At 67.5% G+C, this 21866-nt stretch carries 22 protein-coding genes; 18 read left to right on the plus strand and 4 right to left on the minus strand.

The features are described 5' to 3' along the window. Window positions 1-127: 127 nt before the first annotated feature. The 16 genes from IGS74_RS17245 (at window position 128) to tdh (ending at window position 15327) form a co-directional block, all read left to right on the plus strand. Window positions 128-2074, plus strand: a complete 1947-nt coding sequence (locus tag IGS74_RS17245) for a methanol/ethanol family PQQ-dependent dehydrogenase (RefSeq protein WP_192387730.1) — start codon at window positions 128-130, stop codon at window positions 2072-2074. Between the two features lie 62 nt (window positions 2075-2136). Beyond that, the gene (gene moxJ, locus IGS74_RS17250) at window positions 2137-3036 is read left to right on the plus strand and encodes a methanol oxidation system protein MoxJ (protein ID WP_192387732.1); all 900 of its coding nucleotides are present in this window, start codon (window positions 2137-2139) and stop codon (window positions 3034-3036) included. A gap of 94 nt (window positions 3037-3130) precedes the next feature. Beyond that, entirely contained in the window at window positions 3131-3649 is a 519-nt protein-coding gene (moxG, locus tag IGS74_RS17255; RefSeq protein ID WP_052194736.1) for a cytochrome c(L), periplasmic, read from the plus strand. 31 nt (window positions 3650-3680) lie between these two features. Continuing rightward, window positions 3681-4025, plus strand: a complete 345-nt coding sequence (locus tag IGS74_RS17260) for a methanol dehydrogenase [cytochrome c] subunit (protein WP_192387734.1) — start codon at window positions 3681-3683, stop codon at window positions 4023-4025. A 168-nt stretch (window positions 4026-4193) separates the two neighbouring features. Then, on the plus strand, window positions 4194-5174 hold the full coding sequence (locus IGS74_RS17265) for a MoxR family ATPase (RefSeq protein WP_246723167.1): 981 nt from the start codon (window positions 4194-4196) through the stop codon (window positions 5172-5174). Next, window positions 5171-6070, plus strand: a complete 900-nt coding sequence (locus tag IGS74_RS17270) for a DUF58 domain-containing protein (RefSeq protein WP_192387738.1) — start codon at window positions 5171-5173, stop codon at window positions 6068-6070. Before IGS74_RS17265 ends, IGS74_RS17270 begins: the two co-directional genes overlap by 4 nt. Then, window positions 6067-6972 carry a nonribosomal peptide synthetase MxaA gene (locus IGS74_RS17275; protein WP_192387739.1) on the plus strand — a complete coding sequence of 302 codons (906 nt, stop codon included), beginning with the start codon at window positions 6067-6069 and terminating at the stop codon, window positions 6970-6972. Before IGS74_RS17270 ends, IGS74_RS17275 begins: the two co-directional genes overlap by 4 nt. Then, window positions 6969-7997: a vWA domain-containing protein gene (locus IGS74_RS17280; protein ID WP_192387741.1), complete on the plus strand. Its 1029-nt coding sequence runs from the start codon at window positions 6969-6971 to the stop codon at window positions 7995-7997. Before IGS74_RS17275 ends, IGS74_RS17280 begins: the two co-directional genes overlap by 4 nt. Next, window positions 7994-8566 (plus strand): hypothetical protein, encoded by a 573-nt coding sequence (locus tag IGS74_RS17285; protein WP_192387743.1) that lies wholly within the window; start codon window positions 7994-7996, stop codon window positions 8564-8566. The genes IGS74_RS17280 and IGS74_RS17285 overlap by 4 nt, the downstream gene beginning before the upstream one ends. Beyond that, complete coding sequence (locus IGS74_RS17290; RefSeq protein WP_206688185.1) at window positions 8563-9483, plus strand: vWA domain-containing protein; 921 nt, start codon at window positions 8563-8565, stop codon at window positions 9481-9483. The genes IGS74_RS17285 and IGS74_RS17290 overlap by 4 nt, the downstream gene beginning before the upstream one ends. Next, a complete protein-coding gene (locus IGS74_RS17295) occupies window positions 9480-10010 on the plus strand; it encodes an SRPBCC family protein (RefSeq protein ID WP_192387747.1) in 531 nt (176 codons plus the stop codon). Before IGS74_RS17290 ends, IGS74_RS17295 begins: the two co-directional genes overlap by 4 nt. A gap of 64 nt (window positions 10011-10074) precedes the next feature. After that, complete coding sequence (locus IGS74_RS17300) at window positions 10075-11166, plus strand: siderophore-interacting protein (RefSeq protein WP_192387749.1); 1092 nt, start codon at window positions 10075-10077, stop codon at window positions 11164-11166. A gap of 67 nt (window positions 11167-11233) precedes the next feature. Then, window positions 11234-12418 (plus strand): M20 family metallopeptidase, encoded by a 1185-nt coding sequence (locus IGS74_RS17305; RefSeq protein WP_192387750.1) that lies wholly within the window; start codon window positions 11234-11236, stop codon window positions 12416-12418. A gap of 13 nt (window positions 12419-12431) precedes the next feature. Then, window positions 12432-12995 (plus strand): XRE family transcriptional regulator, encoded by a 564-nt coding sequence (locus tag IGS74_RS17310; RefSeq protein ID WP_192387751.1) that lies wholly within the window; start codon window positions 12432-12434, stop codon window positions 12993-12995. An 87-nt stretch (window positions 12996-13082) separates the two neighbouring features. After that, a complete protein-coding gene (locus IGS74_RS17315) occupies window positions 13083-14285 on the plus strand; it encodes a glycine C-acetyltransferase (protein ID WP_192387752.1) in 1203 nt (400 codons plus the stop codon). Between the two features lie 10 nt (window positions 14286-14295). After that, on the plus strand, window positions 14296-15327 hold the full coding sequence (gene tdh, locus IGS74_RS17320) for an L-threonine 3-dehydrogenase (protein ID WP_192387753.1): 1032 nt from the start codon (window positions 14296-14298) through the stop codon (window positions 15325-15327). Window positions 15328-15437: 110 nt separating this feature from the next. Here the strand turns inward: tdh and nadC are convergent, their stop codons facing one another. The 4 genes from nadC to IGS74_RS17340 form a co-directional block, all read right to left on the minus strand. Then, a complete protein-coding gene (gene nadC / locus IGS74_RS17325; protein WP_192387755.1) occupies window positions 15438-16286 on the minus strand; it encodes a carboxylating nicotinate-nucleotide diphosphorylase in 849 nt (282 codons plus the stop codon). Window positions 16287-16302: 16 nt separating this feature from the next. Next, the gene (locus tag IGS74_RS17330) at window positions 16303-17802 is read right to left on the minus strand and encodes an L-aspartate oxidase (RefSeq protein WP_192387757.1); all 1500 of its coding nucleotides are present in this window, start codon (window positions 17800-17802) and stop codon (window positions 16303-16305) included. After that, entirely contained in the window at window positions 17799-18776 is a 978-nt protein-coding gene (gene nadA, locus IGS74_RS17335; RefSeq protein WP_192391866.1) for a quinolinate synthase NadA, read from the minus strand. The genes IGS74_RS17330 and nadA overlap by 4 nt, the downstream gene beginning before the upstream one ends. Before the next feature lie 63 nt (window positions 18777-18839). After that, entirely contained in the window at window positions 18840-19760 is a 921-nt protein-coding gene (locus tag IGS74_RS17340; protein ID WP_246722660.1) for a hypothetical protein, read from the minus strand. A gap of 147 nt (window positions 19761-19907) precedes the next feature. Here IGS74_RS17340 and IGS74_RS17345 point away from each other — a divergent pair, with 147 nt between their 5' ends. Both IGS74_RS17345 and IGS74_RS17350 read left to right on the plus strand, forming a co-directional pair. After that, the gene (locus IGS74_RS17345) at window positions 19908-20675 is read left to right on the plus strand and encodes an SDR family oxidoreductase (protein WP_192387761.1); all 768 of its coding nucleotides are present in this window, start codon (window positions 19908-19910) and stop codon (window positions 20673-20675) included. Window positions 20676-20759: 84 nt separating this feature from the next. Next, window positions 20760-21830, plus strand: a complete 1071-nt coding sequence (locus tag IGS74_RS17350) for an ABC transporter ATP-binding protein (protein WP_246723169.1) — start codon at window positions 20760-20762, stop codon at window positions 21828-21830. Window positions 21831-21866 lie beyond the last annotated feature (36 nt).

Below are 21866 nucleotides of genomic sequence, written 5' to 3' on the forward strand. Positions count from 1 at the left end.
AGCACGTCCCCCGGAGTATCTAGGCATCCGTCTCGACACTTAAATCCTCCGGAAAGGGCGGCACTTGGGTAAATCCCAAGGAACGACTTGGTGGGCCTTGGCAACACGAAGTTGATGGGGAGGCACAATGAACAGACTCTGGGCTTCGGCGTCAGGCGCCGCGCTTTCATGCGCATTGATACTGGGGGCTCAGGGCGGCGCGCAGGCCAACGACGCGTTGGTCGAGCTTGCGAAGAGCCCTGAAAACTGGGTGATGACCGGGCGCGACTACAACGCGCAGAATTTCTCCCCCAGCACGCAGATCACCAAGGAGAATGTCGGCAAGCTGCGGCCCGCCTGGTCGTTCTCCACCGGCGTGCTGCACGGCCACGAGGGAACGCCGCTCGTGGTGGACGGCAAGATGTTCGTGCACACCCCCTTCCCCAACACGACGTTTGCGCTCGACCTCGACGAGCCGGGCAGGATCCTGTGGCAGAACAAGCCGCGCCAGGACCCTACGGCCCGCGCCGTGGCCTGCTGCGACGTGGTCAACCGCGGCCTCGCCTACTGGCCGGGCGACGATGAGGTGGACCCGCTGATCTTCCGAACCCAGCTCGACGGGCGCATCGTGGCGCTGGACGCGGAAACGGGCCAGACGCGGTGGGAAATGGAAAATTCCGACATTCGCGTCGGCTCAACCCTCACCATCGCGCCCTACGTCATCAAGGATACGGTCCTGGTCGGATCGTCCGGCGCGGAGTTGGGCGTGCGGGGCTATGTCACGAGCTACGACGTGAAGACGGGCGAACAGCTCTGGCGCGCCTATGCCACCGGTCCGGACGAGGAAGTGCTGTTGGCGGCCGACTTCAACGATGCCAATCCGCATTACGGCCAGACGGGCCTCGGCACCCGCACCTGGGAGGGAGACGCCTGGAAGATCGGCGGCGGCACCAACTGGGGTTGGTATGCCTACGATCCGGAGGAGGACCTGTTCTATTACGGCTCCGGCAACCCCGCGCCGTGGAACGAGACGATGCGGCCTGGTGACAACAAGTGGACCATGGCGATCTGGGGCCGCGACGCCGACACCGGCGAGGCGCGCTTCGCCTACCAGAAGACGCCGCATGACGAATGGGACTATGCCGGCGTCAACGTGATGATGCTGTCGGAACAGGAAGACAAGGAAGGCCGGACGCGCAAGCTTCTGACCCACCCGGACCGGAACGGCATCGTCTATACGCTGGACCGCACCAATGGCGACCTGATCTCGGCCGACAAGATCGACGATACGGTCAACTGGGTGACGCAGGTCGACCTGGAGACCGGCATTCCGCAGCGCGACCCCGAGTTCGGCACCCGCATGGACCACCAGGCCCGCGATATCTGCCCCTCGGCGATGGGCTATCACAATCAGGGTCACGATTCCTACGATCCGGAGCGCAAGCTCTTCTACATGGGCATCAACCACATCTGCATGGACTGGGAACCGTTCATGCTGCCCTACAGAGCCGGCCAGTTCTTCGTCGGGGCGACGCTGACCATGTATCCGGGGCCCAAGGGCGACCGCCAGAACGGTCTCGGGCTCGGGCAGGTAAAGGCCTATGACGCCATCACCGGCGACTTCAAATGGGAGGTCATGGAGCGCTTCGCCGCCTGGGGCGGGACGCTGGCGACGGCCGGCGGCGTCATGTTCTACGGCACGCTGGATGGCTTCATCAAGGCGCGCGATTCCGACACGGGCGACCTCCTGTGGAAGTTCAAGATGCCCTCCGGCGCCATTGGCCATCCGATGACCTACGAGCATGACGGCGTCCAGTATGTCGCCATCTACTACGGTGTCGGCGGCTGGCCGGGTGTCGGCCTCGTCTTCGACCTGAACGACCCGACGGCCGGCCTTGGCTCGGTCGGCGCCTTCCGCCAGTTGCAGAACTACACGCAGATGGGCGGCGGCGTGATGGTCTTCTCGCTGGATGGCGAAGGTCCGTACAGCGACCTCGAGAAGGGCGAGTACCAGCCCCGCGTCAACGAGCCGCCCGCCCCCGTGGGCCGGGACGCCTCGCTGCAGGGCGGCGCTTCCGGACAGACGGTCAACTGAACAGGCCTGGCGCGGAATGCCGGCAGGCCGGCATTCCGCCCACCGATGGAAGGATGAGAGCCATGGTCGCAAAACTTCTCCTGACGGCAGCCGCTCTGGCCCTGACCGCCGCAGCCGGCCCGGCCGGCGCCGAGTCCGTCGGCGTCATACCCCAGGTGCACGAGCCGACGGCCGAAGAGAGGGGCCCCAGCCCGACCTCGATGAGCGACAGGCTGATGGTATGCGCCTCCGCCAAGGACGCTCCCTACTCCACCGCGGCGAAGGACGGTTTCGAGAACCGGATCGCCGAGGCGCTGGCGCAGGCCATGGACCGCGATGTCGAGTTCGTCTTTTCGCAGCGCGCGTCGATCTACAATGTCCGCGACCTGCTGGAACCGAAGGCGTGCGACGTGGTCTTCGGCATCGATCCGGGAGATCCGCGGGTCGAGACTTCGGAGCCCTATTTCCGCACGGCCTATGCCTTCGTCAGCCGGGCGGATTCCGGTTTCGACGGCCACCGCTGGCAGGATGCCGGCCGCGACGGGCTGAAGCGCTTCGCGACGCGCATCCACTCTCCGGCCCAGACCATGCTGAAATATGCCGGCAAGTACGAGGACAACCTCGCCTATCTCTACGGGCTGGTGAACTTCAAGTCCAACCGCAACGCCTTCACCGAGGTCGCCGCCGACAGGCTGGCGAGCGAGGTGCGCAACGGCGAGGCCGACCTCGCCATCGCCTTCGCACCCGATGTCGCCCGTTACGTCGCGGCATCGAACGGAGAGCTGAGGCTGACCCTGATCGAGAACAGCCTGGAGCGACAGGACGGCGTGACCATCCCCCTGCAGTACGGCCAGACCGTCGGGGTGCGAAAGGGCGACGATGCGCTCCTGAAAGAGATCAACGAGGGCCTCGCCAAGGCGCAGGACCGGATCCGCACGATCCTCGAGGAGGAAGGCATACCGCTGCTGCCGCTGTCCAGCTAAGGGCGGCCGCTGTCCTTGTGAAGTTGCCGGAGCCGCCCTTGTTGAGGCTCCGGTTCCCGGTGGGCAATTTCGGGTTCACAGGAACGACAGGCTCATGACGCTCAAGACGATCTTTCTTGCCGGCGGGGCCGCACTGGCCTTCACCTTCGCGGCGGCGGCACAGATGCAGTTCAGCCATACGGTCGAGGGTACGCCGCTCGACCTCTCCTTCGCCCCCGAGGACGGGCGCGACACGGAGGCCGTGAAAGCCTTCCTGCAAACCGGTGTCAACCAGTACAACGAGCAACCGGAGGCGCTGAAGGAGGGGGAGGAACTCTACCTGACCGCCTGCTCGGGCTGCCATGGCCATGTGGGGGAAGGCAAGCTCGGGCCGGGCCTCAACGACTCCTACTGGACCTATCCGAAGAACGAGACCGACAAGGGTCTGTTCGAAACCATCTACGGCGGCGCACAGGGGATGATGGGTCCGCAATACGGCCATCTCAACCTCGACGAGATGCTGAAGGTGATGGCCTGGACGCGGCACCTCTTTACCGGGGACCCGAGCGAGGCCGTGTGGCTGACGCGCGAGCAGCGCCAGTCTTTCAAGCCCTACGGAAGCGAAGGCGGTTGAACCGCCGCACTCAGAACGGGAGGATACCGACATGCACGCAAGGACACGCAAGCTGGCCCTGGCCATTGTTGCCGCGATCGGCTTCGGCGCCGCCCCGGCGCTGGCCTATGACGGCACCAACTGCAAGGAGCCCGGCAATTGCTGGGAGCCGAAGCCCGGCTATCCGGAAAAGGTCGAGGGGTCGGAATACGATCCCCAGCACGACCCGGCGGAGCTGAACAAGCAGATGGAATCCATCGCCGCCATGGAAGAGCGCAACGCCAAGCGCCTCCAGCATTTCAAGGATACGGGCGAATTCGTCTTCGACGTGAAGCGGATCGAGGAGGCGTCCGCGGAAGGCGCATCCCCGACGCCGGAGGGCGGCACGGCCAACTGAGCCCCGTCCGGCAGGGCGCCGCGCGGCGAGGTCCGGGGGCAGCACGGCCCGGACCGGCCCCGCGGCGCCCTTGTAGCCAAGCCTTCCAGCCATGCGATTTCGAACGGTCGGGACATGCAGATTGCGATGAGGCCGGATGCGACGCCGCTCGTCATCCGCGACGAGGCCATGGAATTCCAGCGGGCGCTGGCGAGCGTCGTCATCGGGCAGGACGCGGCCATTCGCATGATGACGATCGCCGTACTGGCGCGCGGCCACGTGCTGCTCGAGGGCGATGTCGGCGTCGGCAAGACGACCCTTCTGCGCGCCGTCGCCCGCGCGCTCGGCGGACCGTACCAGCGCATCGAGGGCACGATAGACCTGATGCCCGGCGACATGCTCTACAGCGCCTTCGTGGGCGAGGATGGCCGCCCCCGGATGGAACCCGGCCCTCTGCTGGCGCGGGGGGAAGACCTTGCGGTCTTCTTCTTCAACGAGATCAACCGTGCACGGCCGCAGGTCCACTCGCTGCTGCTGCGCCTGATGGCCGAGCGCAGCACCACCGCCTTCCAACGCGAGTTCGCCTTTCCGCACCTGCAGGTCTTCGCCGATCGCAACAAGGTGGAGCGTGACGAGACGTTCGAACTGCCGGCCGCCGCGCGCGACCGCTTCTTCATGGAGATCCCGGTGGAGGCTCCCGACGATCGTGGATTGCGCCGCGCGCTGGCCTTCGATACCCGCTACCACGACGCCGACACGCTGATCGGAGAAATCCAGCCCGGCATCCTGCCCTATCGCGACCTCAATCGGCGGGCCGAAACGATCCAGGCGCATGTGCGCAGCAGCCGCGCGGTAGAGGACTACGTCGTCTCGCTCTGGGATGCCGTCCGACACCCGGCGCGGCACGGCCTGGCCCTGCCCGGCGTCGACATGGAGCGGCTGGTGGATGGAGGCGTCAGCCCGCGCGGCGTATCGGCGCTGGTGCGGGCCGCACGCGTCCATGCCTTCCTGGAGGGGCGCGACGCGCTCGTGCCGGAGGACGTTCGCGCCGTGTTCCCCTGCGTCATGGGCCACCGTATATTCCTGGCGCCGATGTACGAAATCCGGCGGGATACGATCGTCCCGGCGCTGATCGACGCACTGTTCGGCCAGGTGGCCGCCCCCGCATGAACGGCGCCGGGCCTGCTTCCGACGGCCCCCTGCCCGCGGGGATCGAGCGTTTCGGTGAGCTCGCCTACCGGCTGCGGGTCCTGGCGCGCGGACTTCGCCCAGGCGGTCACCGGGGCCGCCTGCCGGGCGCACAGGGCCTCTTCGATATCCATGTGCCCCTGACGGAGCGGCCCGATCCGCGCCGCATCGATCTTCGCGCCTCGCTTCGCGACCCGTTCGAAACGCTTCTCGTGCGCCGCGATCGCATGCTGGCCGAAACCGATGTCCATGTCATCGTCGACAGCTCCGCCTCCATGGCCGCCATCGGCCGCGTCGACCGATGGCAGATTGCCTGCCATCTGGCCGCCGGCCTGGCCCATATGGCGCGCCGCTCCGGCGACCGCGTTTCGCTGACGGCGGGCAGCGACGGCGCACCGCTGCACCTTGCCTTGAACCGGCGGCGCTCCATTGCCGGGGAAGTGCTGGGCGCGCTGGGCGGGATGACGCCAGGGGGCCATCGGCTGGACGGCCTTCTGGCGGGCATCGCGGCGCTGCCGACACGGCCGGGCATGGTGTTCCTGATCTCCGATTTCGCCTTCCCGCCGGCCGTGACGGACCGGCTGGCCAGTGCGCTCTCACGGCACGACCTGCGGCCCTTCATGCTGGCCGACAGCCTTCTCGATGCACCGCCGCCCCGCTTGGGGCTGGCGCAATTGCGCGATGCCGAAACCGGCCGGCGCTCTACCGTGCTGATGCGCCCCGCGCTGGCCGCGCAATGGCGCCGGGCGGCGGAGGCACATGCACACGGGCTTGGACGGGTGTTCTCCGCGCACGGCGTCTCGCCTGTCGTCATCCGCGACCAGATCGACGTCGAGCAGGTGCTGGAGGCCCTTATTGCCGAAGGGCCTGCGCCATGACGCGGCGTCGGCTTGCGCCCATCCTGGCGATGCTGCTTGCAACGATGCCCTGCGCGGCCGGGGGGCAGGACGCGGCCCCGATGGTCGAGACGCGCCTGCCGCGCGCTTTCGGGTATTTCGTCGGCGACACGCTGGACTATCGGGCCATCATCGTACCGCCGCCGGGTTACGGACTGGACGGCGCCTCGCTGCCGCAGGTCGGCGCGCTCGATTACTGGCTGGACCTCGTTTCGATGAACGTCGCCGAGACGGACGGCGTCGTGACGGTCGATCTTCGATATCAGACCTTCTATGTGCCGCTCGAACCGTCCGAGCGGGCCTTGCCGCCGCAACGGCTGCGCTTCGTTGCCCACGAAGGCGACGGCGCTCCGGTCGAGGCGACGTTGCCTTCCTTCATCTTTGTGATGTCGCCGCTGCGCCCCATCATGCAGCGTTCCCGGCCCGAAGCGATGCAGCCGGACATCCTGTCCAGCGCCATCGATACGCGTCCGCGCCAGTGGCAGGTCGCCGGGGCCTGGGCGCTTGTGGCGGTCGCGCTCCTGGCATTGCTGCGATATCGCGGCATCACCCCCTTTTCAAATCGCCGGCCGCGCCCGCTGCACCTTGCGGCCCACCGACTGCGGGCGCTGCCCCGCAGCCCACAGGCCTATGGCCAGTCGCTCGCGGTCCTGCATCGGGCGCTGGACGCCACCCATGGACGGCGCCTGTTCGCCGACGACCTCCCGGCCTTCGCTGCGCATGCGCCCCGCTACGACGAAGCGCGCGCCGACCTCGAGCGGTTCTTCGAGGCGTCCCGCCTGTTCCACTTTTCCGAGCGGCCCGACGAGGCGGCCCGGCTGATGCCGCCAAAGGAACTGCTGCCCCTGGCCCGTCGCCTTTCGGCGCTGGAGCGGGCGCCATGATCCCCCTGACATTCGACCGCCCCGAGGTGCTGCTGGCGCTGCCGATGATGCTGCTGCCCTTCTTCCTGCCCCTGCTGCATGCCATTGCCGTACCCCAGGCGGCCATGGTGCCGGCCGATACCCTGTCGCGTATCGTCGCGGCGGCGCTGCGCATCCTCGCGGCGCTGGCCATCGCCGCGCTGCTTCTCGGGCTCGCCGGGCTGAAGCGGACGGACATGCAGGAGGAGAGAACAGGCCTCGGAGCGCATCTGGTTCTGCTGCTGGACCGGTCCAGCTCCATGGACAATACCTTCGCCAACCGCCGGCCGGATGGCGCGGAAGAATCCAAGGCGACGGCGGCAAAGCGGCTGTTGAGCGCGTTTGTCGGTGGGCGCGCGCAGGACAAGGTGGGCGTCGTGGCCTTTTCCACTGCGCCGATGCTGGCCGTGCCGCTGACCGACAGGATGGATGTGGTGCACGCCGCAATCGCAACGATGGACGAGCCCGGCCTCACGCAGACCAATGTCGGCCGCGGCTTGGCCATGGCGCTGTCCCTGTTCGAGGAGGAGCCGGCCACGGCATCGCGCGCCGTGGTGCTGGTGTCAGACGGGGCCGGGGTCATCAGCCGCGACGTGCAGGAGGAACTGACGAACATGGTCGCCCGCCAGCCGGTGAACCTGTATTGGCTCTTCCTGCGGACCGAAGGCTCCAAGGGGATATTCGAGCCGCCCGCAAGAGGAGAGATGGATACGCCGCAGGTGCGCCCGGAGCGCCATCTCAATCTGTTCCTGCAGCGGCTGGGCGTGCCCTACCGCGCCTTCGAGGCTGAAAACCCCGATGCCGTCGCGGCGGCCATTGCCGAAATCGATCGGCTGGAAGCCCGCCCGCTGACCTACCTGGCCACCATTCCGCAGAAAGGGCTGGCGCCGTTCGCCTATGGCATTGCCGCGCTATCGCTTGCCCTGCTGGCGCTGGCCAAGGCCATCGAGCGCTCGCCCTTTCCCGGCCGCCCGCTGCCGCCTTTTCCGGCAAAGGAGGTCGGATGACCGCTCTTTCGCATCGTCTCCGCGACCGGATCGCCACTGCAGGCCTCCTTGCCGCGCTTCTCGCCAGCCTGGCCCTTGCCCTCTGGGCCAGCCTGCAACTGATGGCCGAACGGCGCGACAACCGCACCATAGCCGCCCTCGCCTCCGGCATGCAGGTCGAGACCACCAGCCAGCGTGCCGAGGTGCTGTTCGCCCGGTCCCGCCATCTCCTGCGGCGGGGCCGCCCGGACGAGGCGGAAGCCCTGTCGCCGGCCCTCGCCATGGCCGGCGATGCCGGCCTTGCGGCGGCCCACGCCTACAATCTCGGCAATGGTCGGTTGCGGCAGGCCTTCACGATGGTGGAAGACAATCGCATCGACGCGGCCATCCCGGTGGTGCGTGTGGCGCAGGAAGATTATCGCCGCGCCCTGCGCCAGAATCCGGCGGATTTCGACGCCAAGTGGAATCTCGATCTGGCCAGCCGCCTGGTCCGCGCCTTTCCCCGTGCCGCGCCGGATGAAGAGGAAGACGGCGCCCGCCCGCGCAACATATGGACGGACCTGCCCGGCCTGCCGCGTGGCCTGCCATGAAGACCGGCCTGGCACTGCTGGCGCTGGGCGCCGGGCTGGCCGCCCTTGCGGCGGCTACACCGTCGGTGCCGGCGCGGACGTCGGTGCGCAACATCCTCTTCACGGTCGACATCACCGGCAGCATGAACGTTCGGGATTATGGTCCGTCGCAGGCGCCGCATAGCCGGCTCGACGAGGTGCGTCGCAGATTGCCTGCCCTCATTCGGGAGCTGCCTTGCGGCTCCCGCGCCGGGCTTGCCGTGTTTGCCGAGCGGCAGAGCTTCACCTTCTTCCGGCCGGTGGAAGTCTGCGCCAACTACACGCCGCTCGCCGAAGCCATCGGAAGGCTCGACTGGCGGATGGGTTGGGACGGAGACAGCCGGATTTCGTCCGGCGTCAACAGCGCGCTGCGCTTCGCGGCGGCCGACGACACCGACCTCGTATTCCTGACCGATGGTCACGAGGCGCCGCCCCTGCCCCATGGCGGCCGCCGGCCGATGCGGAACGCAGGCGAAGTCAGCGGGCTCATCGTCGGCGTCGGCGCCGACAGGCCATCTCCCATCCCCCGCCATGACGAGCGCGGGCGCGAAATCGGCTTCTATCGCATGGAAGACATGGTGCACGGCGCGCGCATCGGTGCGCCCGCGCCGACGGCCTCGTCCGAACCCGGCTTCCATCCGCGCAACAACCCATATGGCGAAGCGGACCTCAGCGGGTCGGAGCATCTGTCGGCGCTGCGTGCCGGATATCTGGAGGCCATGGCGTCCGAAGCGGGCCTCGGCTTTGCGCGGCTCGACGATCCGTCGCTGTCCACGCGCCTGATGGCCGACACGCGCGCCATTCCGCTGGCCGGCCGCCGCGACCTGTCGCCCTTCTTCGCGATCGCATCGCTGGCCGCCGCCGTTTCAACCCTGCTCGTCAACCGGAGAGCCCGATGATACGCACGATCCTCCTACCCGTCCTTGTCGTCTTCGGCACCATGGCCGCGCCCGCCCTGGCCCACGGGCCGACACCGCAAAAAGTGGACGAGACCGTCGTCATCGACGCCCCGGCCGAGAAGGTCTGGTCGGTCATGGGCGATTTCGGCTCCATCGCGGACTGGAACCCGGCCGTCACCGGCGCAACCGTCTCCAACGGCAACGAGCGGGGCTCGCACCGCACGCTCACCTTGCCGACCGGCACGGTGACGGAAGGGCTGGATGCGCACCGCCCGGACTCGATGCGGTATCGCTATCGCCTGCAGGGGGAAACCGAAGCCCTGCCGGTCAGCTCCTATACCGCCGAGATGAAGCTCGAGCCGGATGGACAGGCGACGAAAGTCACGTGGCTCGGCCGCTTCTACCGTGCCGACACGAACAATGAGCCGGCGGAAGGCAAGACCGACGAGGATGCCGTTCGCGCCATGACCCATTTCATCCGCGCCGGTCTGGATGGCCTGAAGCGGAAAGTCGAGGCCGGCGGCTAAAACTTGACATTGAATCTCTAGTTTAATAGCCCATCGGACCGTTACCCGGTCCGGAGGTCGAACGATGGTACTGCACGCCTGGTCGCGCATCGAGGTGGCCGAAGCCCAGCGGCTTCTGAACGCGTTGTGCGACCATTATTCCGAGCATGGCGCGGTGACGCATGTCGACGGGACGGCGCGCATCGTCGTCAGCTTTGGCGAGGCCCGGCTGAGTGTGGTGGACGGGGCGCTTCACGCCATCACGGAATCGCGCGACCAGACCGGGCTCGCCTACATGAAGATGGGCGTGACCAGCCATGTGCTGGAATTCGCGCCGCAGCCCGCCCCGACCGTGCGTTGGCAGGGCGACGGGGTCAGCGGGGTGCAGCCGCCGTTCTTCCGCGTCATGCAGGTGGTGTCCAGCCGCCGCATCACGCCGCACATGCAGCGCCTGACCCTCTCGGGGCAGGATATCGGTCGGTTCGCGGCCGGCGGCCTTCATATCCGTCTCGTCTTTCCGCCCAAGGGGCGCGCCCCGGTCTGGCCCATCATGGGAGAGGACGGCATGCCGGTCTGGCCGCAGGGCGAAGACCGGCTTGTCCTGCGCGTCTACACCATCCGCTCGATCGACGTTGCGGCCGGCACGCTCGACGTGGACATGGTGCTGCATCCCGGCGCCGATACGCCGGGCGCGAGCTTCGCCGAAACGGCGAGGCCGGGCGATGTCGTCGGCATCACGGGGCCGGGCGGCGGCTTCCTGCCGGACGCGCGGCGTCTCCTGCTCCTGGGCGACGAGACCGCCCTGCCCGCCATGGCCCGTATTCTGGAGAACGCCGCGCCGGACGCCACGGCCACCGCCTTCATCGAGGTCGACGGCCCGGCGGAAGAACAATCGATCGCCGCGTCCTGCAAGGCCGACATCCGCTATCTTCACCGCAGCGGCGCACCCGCGGGCACGACCCGGCTGCTGCAGGATGCGCTGGAAAGCGTCGTGGCCGCCGGCATCGCCGAGGATCTCTTTATCTGGGCGGGCTGCGAGTTTGATGCCTTCAAGGACATTCGCCGCAGCGTCCGGAAGGATCTGAAGGTGGCCAAGGACCGTCATCTGGTAGCTGCCTATTGGCGGCGCGGAGCGGCGGGAGACGAGGCGCGCAGGGGCGCACGCGGCGAAGACTGAGCGCCTGCTGGCTTCCAGCACGGCGGCGTGCGGCCTATAAGGACGGTCCCGAAGGAAGGAGCCGTCCATGAATCGCATGGTCAACGATCTCGGATCGCGCATCGAATCCCTCGTTGCCGAAGACGAGGCGCGGCTGATCGCCATCCGGCGCGATCTGCATGCCCATCCGGAAACGGGTTTCGACACGGTGCGCACGGCATCGATCGTGGCGGACGAACTGCGTGCGCTGGGCCTCAACCCGCAAACGGGCGTCGGCCAGACCGGGGTCGTGGCCGAAATCTCCGGCGGGCGGCCGGGCCCGGTCCTGGTGCTGCGCGCCGACATGGATGCGCTGCCCATCCTTGAGGAAACCGGGCTGCCCTTCGCCAGCTCGGTGCCGGGCAGGATGCATGCCTGCGGGCACGATCTGCACACGGCAACGCTGCTCGGCACCGCCCGCGTCCTGCGCGACATCGCGCCCGGCCTCGCCGGCACGGTCCGGCTGATGTTCCAGCCGGCGGAAGAGACCCCCGTCAGCGGTGCGGCGGCGATGATCCGCGATGGCGTGCTGGACGGAGCGGACATGGCGCTCGGCTTCCACAACTATCCGGAGGTGCCCGTCGGCCGCTTCTGTTACGTCCACGGGGTGGCGAACGGTTCGTCCGACGATTTCGACATCGTTCTGCAGGGTCGGTCCGGCCATGCCGCAAGCCCGCACCAGACCAGCGATCCGATTATCGCGGCGGCAATGCTCGTGCTGCAGATCCAGACCATCGTTTCACGCGAGGTCGATCCGATGCTGCCGGCGGTTGTCACCGTAGGGGCGCTGCAGGCCGGCGATACCCATAACATCATCCCCGAACGCGCGGTTCTACGTGGCACGGCCCGGACACAATCCGCCGCGGCGCGCGCAACCATCGAGGCGGCCCTGCGCCGGCTGTGTACCGGAATCGAGGCTTCCATGCGGGTACATGCGACGCTGGACTGGCAGCCCGGCACGCCCTGCCTCACCAGCGACGCCGGCATCCTGGCGGCAACGGTCGGCGCGGTGGAAGCCCATTACGGCGCGGTCGCCGACGAAAAGCCGGCCGACCTCGGCGCCGAGGACTTCGCCTTCGTTTCGCAGATCGTGCCGACCTTCCAGCTCGGCATCGGCTCCGGCCAGCCCGGCCGCCAGGACAGGCTGCACAATGCCGACTACCAGCCCGACGAGGGCTGCATCCGCCATGGGGTCGTCGCGCTGTCGCTGGCGGCGGCCCGGCTGCTTTCGTGATCGGGCGGTGACCATGGAAACACCCCGCATCGGCCCGATCCTCCAGCGCGAACGCAAGGCGCGCCGCTTGTCGCTGGAGCAGTTGTCGGCACTCTCGGGCGTGTCCCGCTCCATGCTGTCGCAGATCGAACGCGGCAGTGCCAACCCCACCTTCGCCGTCCTCTGGAGCCTGACACGCGCGCTCAAGATCGACTTTTCCGATCTCGTCGGGGGGGCGCGCGCCGCGCCGGTGGAAGAGCCGGCCGTCGAGCTGGTGTCCGCCTTCAACACGCCCGAAATCCGCAGCCCGGACGGTTCATGCCGGCTGCGCATCCTGAGCCCGCCACGCCTGGCCGGCCTGACCGAATGGTACGAGGTGGAGATCGCGCCGCGCGGGCGGCTGGACAGTGCGCCGCACGCACCCGGCGCATTCGAACATCTCACCGCGCTCACCGACGGTCTCAGCGTCACCAGCGGCGGTGTCACCCGCCTGTTGGCGTCGGGCGAAACCGCCCGCTACAAGGCCGACATCCCGCATGCCATCGACAATCTGTCCGATACCCCGGCGCGCGCATTGATGGTGCTGCATTACGGCTAGGGTGCATGTGAATTCAACCGATGCTGCCTTGTGATATTTCCGATATACTGTAATTTCCAATATCGTGGAATTCTAGGAGAAGCGATCATGGCAACCGGCTTCGAAGACCATCTGAAGGCAACGCTCGCCGGAATCGAGGCCGATGGCCTGACCAAGCGCGAGCGCCTGATCGCCGGCCCGCAAGGCGGACGCATCACCATCGAGGGCAAGGATGGCCCCCGCTCGGTCATCAATCTCTGCGCCAACAACTATCTGGGCCTCGCCGACCACCCGGACGTCATCGCCGCCGCCCATGCGGGGCTGGACGCGTTCGGCTTCGGCATGGCCTCGGTCCGGTTCATCTGCGGCGCGCAGGCCCTGCACCGTGAGCTGGAGCGATCCATCGCCCGGTATCTCGGCAAGGACGACGCCATCCTGTTCGCCGCCTGCTTCGATGCCAATGGCGGCGTGTTCGAGCCGCTCCTCGGCGCCGAGGACGCGATCATCTCGGATTCGCTCAATCACGCCTCCATCATCGACGGCGTCCGCCTGTGCAAGGCGGCGCGTTATCGCTTTGCCAACGGCGACATGGACGAGCTCGAAACGCGCCTCAAGGAGGCCGACGCCGCCGGCGCGCGCTTCAAGCTCATCGTCACCGACGGCGTCTTCTCCATGGACGGCTATGTGGCCGACCTGCCGTCGATCTGCGCCCTTGCCCAACGGTACGACGCCCTGGTGATGGTGGATGACTGCCATGCCACCGGCCATCTCGGTGACGAGGGACGCGGCACGCCGACATTGACGGGTGTCGGCGACAAGGTGGACATCATCACCGGCACCCTCGGCAAAAGCCTTGGCGGTGCAATGGGCGGGTTCGTCGCGGCCTCGCAACCGGTGATCGACCTCTTGCGCCAGCGGGCCCGCCCCTATCTGTTTTCCAACAGCCTCGCACCGTCCGTCGCGGCGGGCTCCCTGAAGGCGCTCGAGATCGCGCAACAGGCGGACGACCGGCGGGCGCTGCTGAGCCGGCATACAGAACGGTTCCGCAACGGCCTGGCCGAGGCCGGCTTCGAGCTTCTGCCCGGCTCGACGCCCATCATACCGGTCATGCTGCACGACGCCCGCAAGGCACAGGACATGGCAGTCGCCCTCGACGCGCGCGGCGTCTACGTTGCCGGCTTCTTCTTTCCCGTCGTGCCCAAGGGCAAGGCGCGCATCCGCACCCAGATGTCGGCGGCGCTGACGCCGGACGACGTCTCATTCGCCATCGACGCATTCAAGGATGCCGGCAAGTCGCTCGGCATCATCTGAGGTATCACCCATGAAAGCCCTCGTGAAATCCCGGCCCGAGCCGGGCCTTTGGCTGGAAGAGCAGCCGGTGCCGACCATCGGCGCCGACGAAGTCCTGATCAAGGTCAACAAGACCGGGATCTGCGGCACCGACATCCACATCTACGCATGGGACGACTGGGCCAGCCGCACGGTGCCGGTGCCCATGGTGGTCGGCCACGAATATGCCGGCGAGATCGTCGAGACGGGCGCCTCCGTCCGCAGCCTCAGGGTCGGGCAACGCGTTTCCGGCGAGGGACACGTCATCGGCATGCAAAGCCGGGCGGCCCGTGGCGGCCGGTTCCACCTCGATCCCGAAACACGCGGCATCGGCGTGAACATTCCCGGCGCCTTCGCGCAATATCTCAAGCTGCCGGCCTTCAACGTGGTGCCGCTTCCCGACGATATCGACGACGAGCTGGGCGCGATTCTCGATCCGCTCGGCAACGCGGTGCATACGGCCCTCTCCTTCGACCTCGTCGGCGAGGACGTGCTCATTACCGGCGCCGGCCCGATCGGGATCATGAGCGCGGCGGTGGCCCGCCATGTCGGCGCGCGCCACGTCGTGATCACGGACGTCAATCCGGCGCGGCTGGAACTGGCCGGACGCGTCGCCGACGTGACGCCGGTCAATGTGGCGGAAGAGGACCTGCGCTCGGTCAAGTCGCGGCTGGGCCTCAAGGAGGGGTTCGACGTGGGACTGGAGATGAGCGGCTCGCCCGCCGCCTTCGAGCAGATGGTCGACCAGCTCTTGATGGGCGGCAAGATCGCGATGCTCGGCATTCCGCCCCGCCCCGCCCCGGTGGACTGGACCAAGATCGTCTTCAAGATGCTGACGATCAAAGGCGTTTACGGCCGCGAGATGTTCGAGACGTGGCACAAGATGCTGGCCATGCTGCAAAGCGGCCTCGATGTGCGGGGCGTCATCACCCATCGCATGGATGTCGCCGACTACCGGGCGGCCTTCGACACCATGATGAAGGGCGAAAGCGGCAAGATCGTCCTGGACTGGACCAGGGCCTGACGCTCCGGTCCCGCTGACAGTGCAGCGGCCTCGCCGCTGCAATCACCGGGGGCGTCCGCATGGCCACGCAGGCAAGCGCGGCCGTGCACCCTCCATTGGCGGTCCATCGCTCAATCCAGATGGTCGAAGCCGATGTCCAGGATCGCGGCCGAATGGGTGATCCATCCGCATGAGATCAGGTCCACCCCGCTGGCCGCGATGGCGCCGGCGGTTTCCGGCGTGATCCGCCCCGACGCTTCGCTGATCGCGCGCCCCGCAATAATCTCGACGCCTTCCGCCAGCATCTCCGGGCCCATATTGTCCAGAAGCACCGCGTCGACCCCGATCTCCATGGCCTCGCGGAGCTGATCGAGGCTGTCGACCTCGAGTTCGATCTTCACCATATGGCCGGCATGGTCGTGGGCGCGCTGCAAGGCCGGGCGGATGCCACCCGCGATGGCTACGTGATTGTCCTTGATGAGGATCGCATCATCGAGGCCGAAGCGGTGGTTGCCGCCGCCGCCGGCGCGCACCGCGTATTTCTCCAGCGCGCGCAGGCCGGGCGTCGTCTTGCGGGTGCAGACGATGCTGGCGCGGTATCCCCTGACGGCTTCCACCAGCCCGGCCGTCGCCGTCGCAATCCCGGACAGGCGGCACAGGAGGTTCAGTGCCGTCCGCTCGGCCGTCAGCAGGCCACGCGTCGGCCCGTGCAGCGTCGCGATCGCCTCGCCTGCCCGCACACGCGCGCCATCCGGCCGATGCACCGTCATCTCGATCTCCGGGTCCATGAGCCGGAAGGCGATGCGGGCAAGGTCGAGCCCGGCCACGACGCCGTCCTGCCGCGCGCCCAGGGCAAGGCGCGAACGGTGATCGGGCGGCACGATGGCGTCGGTGGTGATGTCGCCGGCGCGTCCGAGGTCTTCCAGCAGCGTGGCGCGCACCACCGGTTCCAGCATGATGTCGGGCAAGGGTGTCAGCATGGTCTCTACGGCGTTGTCAGGCGGTCAGGAGGAGCGGCCGGGCGACATGCTCCGCCGCTGTGCGGATGGCTGAAATGCCGAGGCACGTATGACGCGCCTCGGCGACGGGTGCCGGATAGTCCGAACGCCAGTGCGCGCCACGGCTTTCGCGGCGGCCGAATGCCGCAACGGCCATGGCGAGGCCGACAAGAGCGGGATCGCTGGTTTCGACGAGCGGCAGCAATTGGGTGACGGCGCGCGTCAGCCCGGCTTCGTCGCGGATGAGGGCAAGGTCGCGCCCCACGATCCGGCGCACCTGTTCCAGCGCGGCGTCTCCGGTGTCCACGGCTGGCGCGGCGTCACCGGCCGGACCGCGGGCCGGCGCGCCGGCAACGCTGTCGGCAACGCGCGGCGCCATGACTGCCGCTTCCAGCAGCGAATTGCTGGCCAGCCGGTTGGCGCCGTGGAGCCCGGTCGAGGCCACCTCGCCCACCGCCCACAGACCCGGAACCGTCGTCCGGCCGGACAGGTCCGTGAGGAGACCGCCCATATGGTAATGCACGGCCGGGCGAACCGGGATCGGATCGCGCGAGGGGTCGATCGCGAAGGTGCTGCAGATCGCGGCGATGGCCGGGAAACGTTCCGCGAAAGACCCGTTGCAGAGCCCGCGCGCATCCAGATACACCTTTCGTCCACATGCGATCTCGGCATGGATGGCGCGCGCCACGACGTCGCGCGGGGCAAGTTCGGCCCCCGGCACATCGGCCATGAAGCGCCGCCCGCCCCCATCCACGAGGATGGCGCCCTCGCCGCGCACGGCTTCCGAAATCAGCGGCAGCGGAAAGCGTCCACAATCGAGCGCGGTCGGATGAAACTGCACGAACTCCGGGTCCTGGATCTGCGCACCGGCCCTAAGGCCGAGGGCAAGCCCGCCACCAGTGCTTGCCGCCGGGTTGGTCGTCGCCAGGAACAGCCCGCCGACGCCCCCCGTCGCCAGCACGATGCGTGCCGTCGGCACGAATGTATCGTCAAGCCAGAGGCCCGCGATCCGCCCGTCTTGTGTCCGCAGCTGCCGCACCCGGCAACCTTCGGCAAGGCGGATATGCGGTGCTTGCCGTACGGCCCCGGCGAGCGCGCGGTGGATTTCCGCGCCCGTGCCGTCACCGAAGGCATGCACGATGCGCCGCCGCGCGTGGGCGGCCTCCAGGCCCAGCGCCGGCGCACCGTCCGCGTCGCGGTCGAAGCGAACGCCGAAGCCTGCAAGACGCTCGATGGCCGCCGCCGCGCCCGCGAGAATTGCTCCGGCGGCATCGACATCCACCAGGCCGTCGCCCGCCGCGAGCGTATCGGCCAGATGCACCGTGGCGTCGTCGCCGGCACCGATGGCCGCGGCGACACCGCCCTGCGCCAGGCCGGTGGACGACTGCGCGGCCTTCAGCGACGGGCATACGAGGATGCAGGGCTCGGCCAGCGACAGCGCCGTCAGCATGCCGGCAAGCCCTGCCCCGACGATCACGACAGGCTGTCGGGCCGTCATATCGCCAGCATCCGCTCGACGGCCAGGCGGGCCCGGTCGGCCACCGCCGGGTCCACCGTCACTTCGTGACGCCCGAACTCCAGCGCCTCCCGGATATTGCCCAGCGTGATCCGCTTCATGTGGGGGCAAAGGTTGCACGGACGGATGAAGTCCACCTTGGGATGGTGCACGGCGATATTGTCGCTCATCGAGCATTCGGTCAGAAGCACCACGCGCGCCGGCTGCCTCTTTTCCACGTAATCCGACAGCATGGCCGTCGAGCCGGAGAAATCCGCCGCTTCGACTACTTCGGGCGGGCATTCCGGATGGGCCAGCACGATCACGCCGGGATGGCTGGCCCGCAATTCGGCGATATCGCCGGGCGTGAACTGCTCGTGCACCTCGCAATGTCCCGCCCAGGTGATCATCTCCACATGGGTCTCGCGCGCGATGTTCCGGGCCAGATATTCGTCGGGCAGCATGATGACCCGTGGCACCCCGAGCGACTCGACCACCTTGCGGGCATTGCCCGAGGTGCAGCAGATGTCGGACTCTGCCTTCACGTCGGCGCTGGTGTTGACATAGGTCACCACCGGCACGCCCGGATAACGCTGCCGCAGCAGGCGGATATCCGCCGCCGTGATGCTGTCGGCCAGCGAGCAGCCCGCGCCCATGTCCGGGATCAGGACCGTCTTGCCTGGGTTCAGCAGTTTCGCGGTTTCCGCCATGAAGTGGACGCCGGCCAGAACGATGATGTCGGCATCCACGTTCATCGCCTCGCGCGCCAGAGCCAGGCTGTCGCCCACGACGTCTGCCACGCAGTGGAAGATTTCCGGCGATTGGTAGTTGTGCGCCAGGATGATGGCGTTCTTCTCGCGCTTCAACCGCAGGATGGCGTCCACGTCGCCGGCCATGGCTGGCCATTCGATCCTTGGGATCACGCGGGACACGCGGTCGTAGAGCGGCGCGGTGCGTTCGAGGACATCTGCGTTCATGGCCATAATAATGCTCATAGTGAGTATATATTGGCCATATGCTTACTATGAGTATAAGCGTTGTCAAGAGCGCGTGAGCGGCAGCTTCGTTCCCACGGCATCGCGTTCGGCAACCACGGCACGGCGAAACCGGAACAGTTTTGCCGGCCGGCCACCCGTATCGCCCGCCATCGCGCCGGTTTCCTCGACCAGTTCCTGCTGCTCGATCAGCCGGCGAAAATTCTGCTTGTGCACCAGCCGTCCCGACAGGGCTTCAACGCTGCGCTGCAACTGCAGAAGCGTGAAGTCCGGCGGCATCAGCTCGAAAACCACCGGGCGGTATTTGATCTTGGCGCGCAGCCGCGCAATGCCCGTCGCCAGGATGCGCCGATGGTCGGCAGCCATGGCGCAGCCGGTCGGCAAGTCCGATGTCCGGTTTTCGCCCCGGTCCCGCCACGCCTCGTCCACGAGGCCCGCTTCATAGAGAAGTTCGTAGCGCTGCAGGGTCAGTTCCTCGTTCCAGGCCTGCCCTTCCATGGCGAAGGCCGTTGCCGCGCGCTGGCGAAAGGCGTCGTTGCCCTGTGTATCTGCCAGGGCATGCCGGATACGGGCAAGGATCGCCGGCACACCGGTTCTATGATCCTCCCACGGAAAGTACCGATACCAGTCCGTCCAGCCGGCGCCGCCGTCCAGCGTCGTGGTGCCCTGTCGCGTGAGGCCCAGATAGCTGATCGATATGACCCGGCCGCCTGCCACGTCGCGATCGCGGTCGGCGAACGTGTAGAGCTGTTCGAGATAGCCCAGCGGATGGTGGGTCTGCTCTTCCACCCAGGCGCGCAGGCCAAGCTGTAGCGAGCGGTGCCCCGATTCGAATGGGCCGGATGGCAGGGACCGGCCGTCATCCGTCGTCAGGACGGCCGGCGCGCCATCGGTGACCGCGGCCAGCACGGCGATCAGATCCGCGGTTACGGCGTTGGACGCGGCCAGGACTGGCGATTCGGGCATGCGCATTCCGTCTGTGAACAGTGCCGCCTGACATAGCGCACAAGCGTTGCCGAATGAACCGGCCATTGCGCTGCGACGGCGACCGGAGCATACAGGAAGAAAAATGGCAGCGCTGCCAAAACAGAATCAGTCCCTGGGAGTTTTCCAATGTCCTTGTCCCTGTTCGACCTTGCGGGCCGCCGTGCCCTGATTACCGGCTCAAGCCAGGGCATAGGCCTGGCATTGGCAGAGGGCCTTGCGGCCGCCGGCGCGGCGATCGTGCTCAACGGGCGCGATGCGGCCCGTGTCGAGGCGGCGGCGCAGGCCATGCGCGGGCGCGGGTTCCGCGCCACGGCGGCCGCCTTCGACGTCACCGACGCAGCCGCGGTGCAAGCCGGCGTCGACCGGATCGAGGCGGAGACCGGCCCCATCGACATCCTCGTCAACAATGCCGGTATCCAGCGCCGCGCGCCGCTGGAGGATTTCGCGGTCGACACCTGGCGCGAGATCGTCAGCGCCAATCTGGACAGCGTCTTCTTCGTAGGGCAGGCGGTGGCCCGCCACATGATCGCGCGCAAACGCGGCAAGATCATCAATATCGCCAGCCTGCAAAGCGAGGCGGCCCGCTATTCGATCGCACCGTACACGGCGACGAAGGGCGCGGTGAAGAACCTGACCAAGGGCATGTGCACGGATTGGGCGCGGCACGGACTTCAGGTCAATGCGATCGGCCCCGGCTATTTCGATACGCCGCTGAACAAGGCCCTGGTGGACGATCCGAAATTCGACGCCTGGCTCCGCGCCCGTACCCCCGCCGGCCGGTGGGGAGACGTGAAGGAGTTGCAGGGCGCGGCCATCTTCCTGGCTTCGTCCGCCTCCGATTTCGTCAACGGGCAGACCATCTATGTGGACGGCGGCGTACTGGCGACGCTGTGACGGGCGCCGCCCCGCCGTGGAGTTGAAGTCGGCACGCCATATTGTGTAGGAGAAGGCTCCAGTTTACGGGGGGCGCTCTTGGCGGTGTTGCAGACGACGACCGAAGCGGCGGCGATACCGGTATCGGTGGCCGGCCTGTCGCGCCGCATCGGCGCGCTGGATATCCTCTCCGATATCGACCTCGACGTCGCAGCGGGGGAAATCCTCTGCCTCGTCGGCCATTCGGGGTGCGGCAAGTCCACGCTCCTGCGTCTGCTGGCGGGAATCGACGCACCCAGCGCCGGGCGGATCGCCTTCGGCGGTGAGGTCGTGGCCGGCCCCGGCCGCTTCGTCGAGCCGGAAAAACGTGGCGTCGGGCTGATGTTCCAGGACTATGCGCTGTTCCCGCATCTGACGGTGCAGCAGAACATCGCTTTCGGCCTGCGTGGCCGGTCCCGGGGCGACATCGCGGCACGCGTGCAATCCACCCTGCAACGACTGGGTATCGCGCATTTCGGCACACGGTACCCGCACATGCTGTCGGGCGGCGAGCAGCAGCGCGTGGCCCTCGCCCGCGCCATCGCACCACGCCCGGGCGTGCTGCTGATGGACGAGCCCTTCTCAAACCTCGACAGCCGCCTGCGCGAGGCTGTGCGCATGGAGACGCTGGCGCTCGTGCGCCAGGTCGGCGCGACGGTCGTGCTGGTGACGCACGATCCGCAGGAAGCCCTGATGGTCAGCGACAGGATTGCCCTGATGCACAATGGGCGCATCATCCAGACGGGCACCGGCCGCGACCTCTATTACAGGCCGCAGACCCCTTTCGTGGCGCGTTTCTTCAGCGATTTCAACGAAGTGCGCGGCACGGTCCGCCATGGCGCCGTCGATACGCCCTTTGGCCGCGTGGGGGCTGGCCATGGCGCCGCCGAGGGAGCCGAGATGCTGGTGCTCGTCCGTCCCGGCGGATTGCGCCCGGGCAGTGGCGACGGCAGCATAGAAGCTCAGGTTGTTCATCGACGTTTCTGCGGTGAAGTCGAAGAACTCGACCTGAAACTGGATGCACACCCGCAACTTGTAACCATTCGAAGAAACATCGGAGACTTTGCTTCCGAAGCGGACCGTATCCGCATCGTGTTGGACCGTAAGGATACCTTTGTATTTCCCGTATCCTCGTGACAATTTCGCGAGCAGCCGATTTAAACTTGACTAGAC

It is taken from the genome of Aureimonas sp. OT7 (assembly GCF_014844055.1).
Lineage (GTDB): Bacteria > Pseudomonadota > Alphaproteobacteria > Rhizobiales > Rhizobiaceae > Aureimonas > Aureimonas altamirensis_A.

Coding starts and splice junctions, on each gene's coding strand:
- IGS74_RS17310 (WP_192387751.1), top strand. CDS start 12,432: ATGGAAACACCCCGCATCGGCCCGATCCTCCAGCGCGAACGCAAGGCG.
- nadA (WP_192391866.1), bottom strand. CDS start 18,776: ATGAACGCAGATGTCCTCGAACGCACCGCGCCGCTCTACGACCGCGTG.
- IGS74_RS17275 (WP_192387739.1), top strand. CDS start 6,067: ATGACGCGGCGTCGGCTTGCGCCCATCCTGGCGATGCTGCTTGCAACG.
- IGS74_RS17315 (WP_192387752.1), top strand. CDS start 13,083: ATGGCAACCGGCTTCGAAGACCATCTGAAGGCAACGCTCGCCGGAATC.
- IGS74_RS17330 (WP_192387757.1), bottom strand. CDS start 17,802: ATGACGGCCCGACAGCCTGTCGTGATCGTCGGGGCAGGGCTTGCCGGC.
- IGS74_RS17260 (WP_192387734.1), top strand. CDS start 3,681: ATGCACGCAAGGACACGCAAGCTGGCCCTGGCCATTGTTGCCGCGATC.
- IGS74_RS17300 (WP_192387749.1), top strand. CDS start 10,075: ATGGTACTGCACGCCTGGTCGCGCATCGAGGTGGCCGAAGCCCAGCGG.
- IGS74_RS17305 (WP_192387750.1), top strand. CDS start 11,234: ATGAATCGCATGGTCAACGATCTCGGATCGCGCATCGAATCCCTCGTT.
- nadC (WP_192387755.1), bottom strand. CDS start 16,286: ATGCTGACACCCTTGCCCGACATCATGCTGGAACCGGTGGTGCGCGCC.
- moxG (WP_052194736.1), top strand. CDS start 3,131: ATGACGCTCAAGACGATCTTTCTTGCCGGCGGGGCCGCACTGGCCTTC.
- IGS74_RS17290 (WP_206688185.1), top strand. CDS start 8,563: ATGAAGACCGGCCTGGCACTGCTGGCGCTGGGCGCCGGGCTGGCCGCC.
- moxJ (WP_192387732.1), top strand. CDS start 2,137: ATGGTCGCAAAACTTCTCCTGACGGCAGCCGCTCTGGCCCTGACCGCC.
- IGS74_RS17345 (WP_192387761.1), top strand. CDS start 19,908: ATGTCCTTGTCCCTGTTCGACCTTGCGGGCCGCCGTGCCCTGATTACC.
- IGS74_RS17270 (WP_192387738.1), top strand. CDS start 5,171: ATGAACGGCGCCGGGCCTGCTTCCGACGGCCCCCTGCCCGCGGGGATC.
- IGS74_RS17340 (WP_246722660.1), bottom strand. CDS start 19,760: ATGCCCGAATCGCCAGTCCTGGCCGCGTCCAACGCCGTAACCGCGGAT.
- tdh (WP_192387753.1), top strand. CDS start 14,296: ATGAAAGCCCTCGTGAAATCCCGGCCCGAGCCGGGCCTTTGGCTGGAA.
- IGS74_RS17295 (WP_192387747.1), top strand. CDS start 9,480: ATGATACGCACGATCCTCCTACCCGTCCTTGTCGTCTTCGGCACCATG.
- IGS74_RS17285 (WP_192387743.1), top strand. CDS start 7,994: ATGACCGCTCTTTCGCATCGTCTCCGCGACCGGATCGCCACTGCAGGC.
- IGS74_RS17280 (WP_192387741.1), top strand. CDS start 6,969: ATGATCCCCCTGACATTCGACCGCCCCGAGGTGCTGCTGGCGCTGCCG.
- IGS74_RS17245 (WP_192387730.1), top strand. CDS start 128: ATGAACAGACTCTGGGCTTCGGCGTCAGGCGCCGCGCTTTCATGCGCA.
- IGS74_RS17265 (WP_246723167.1), top strand. CDS start 4,194: ATGGAATTCCAGCGGGCGCTGGCGAGCGTCGTCATCGGGCAGGACGCG.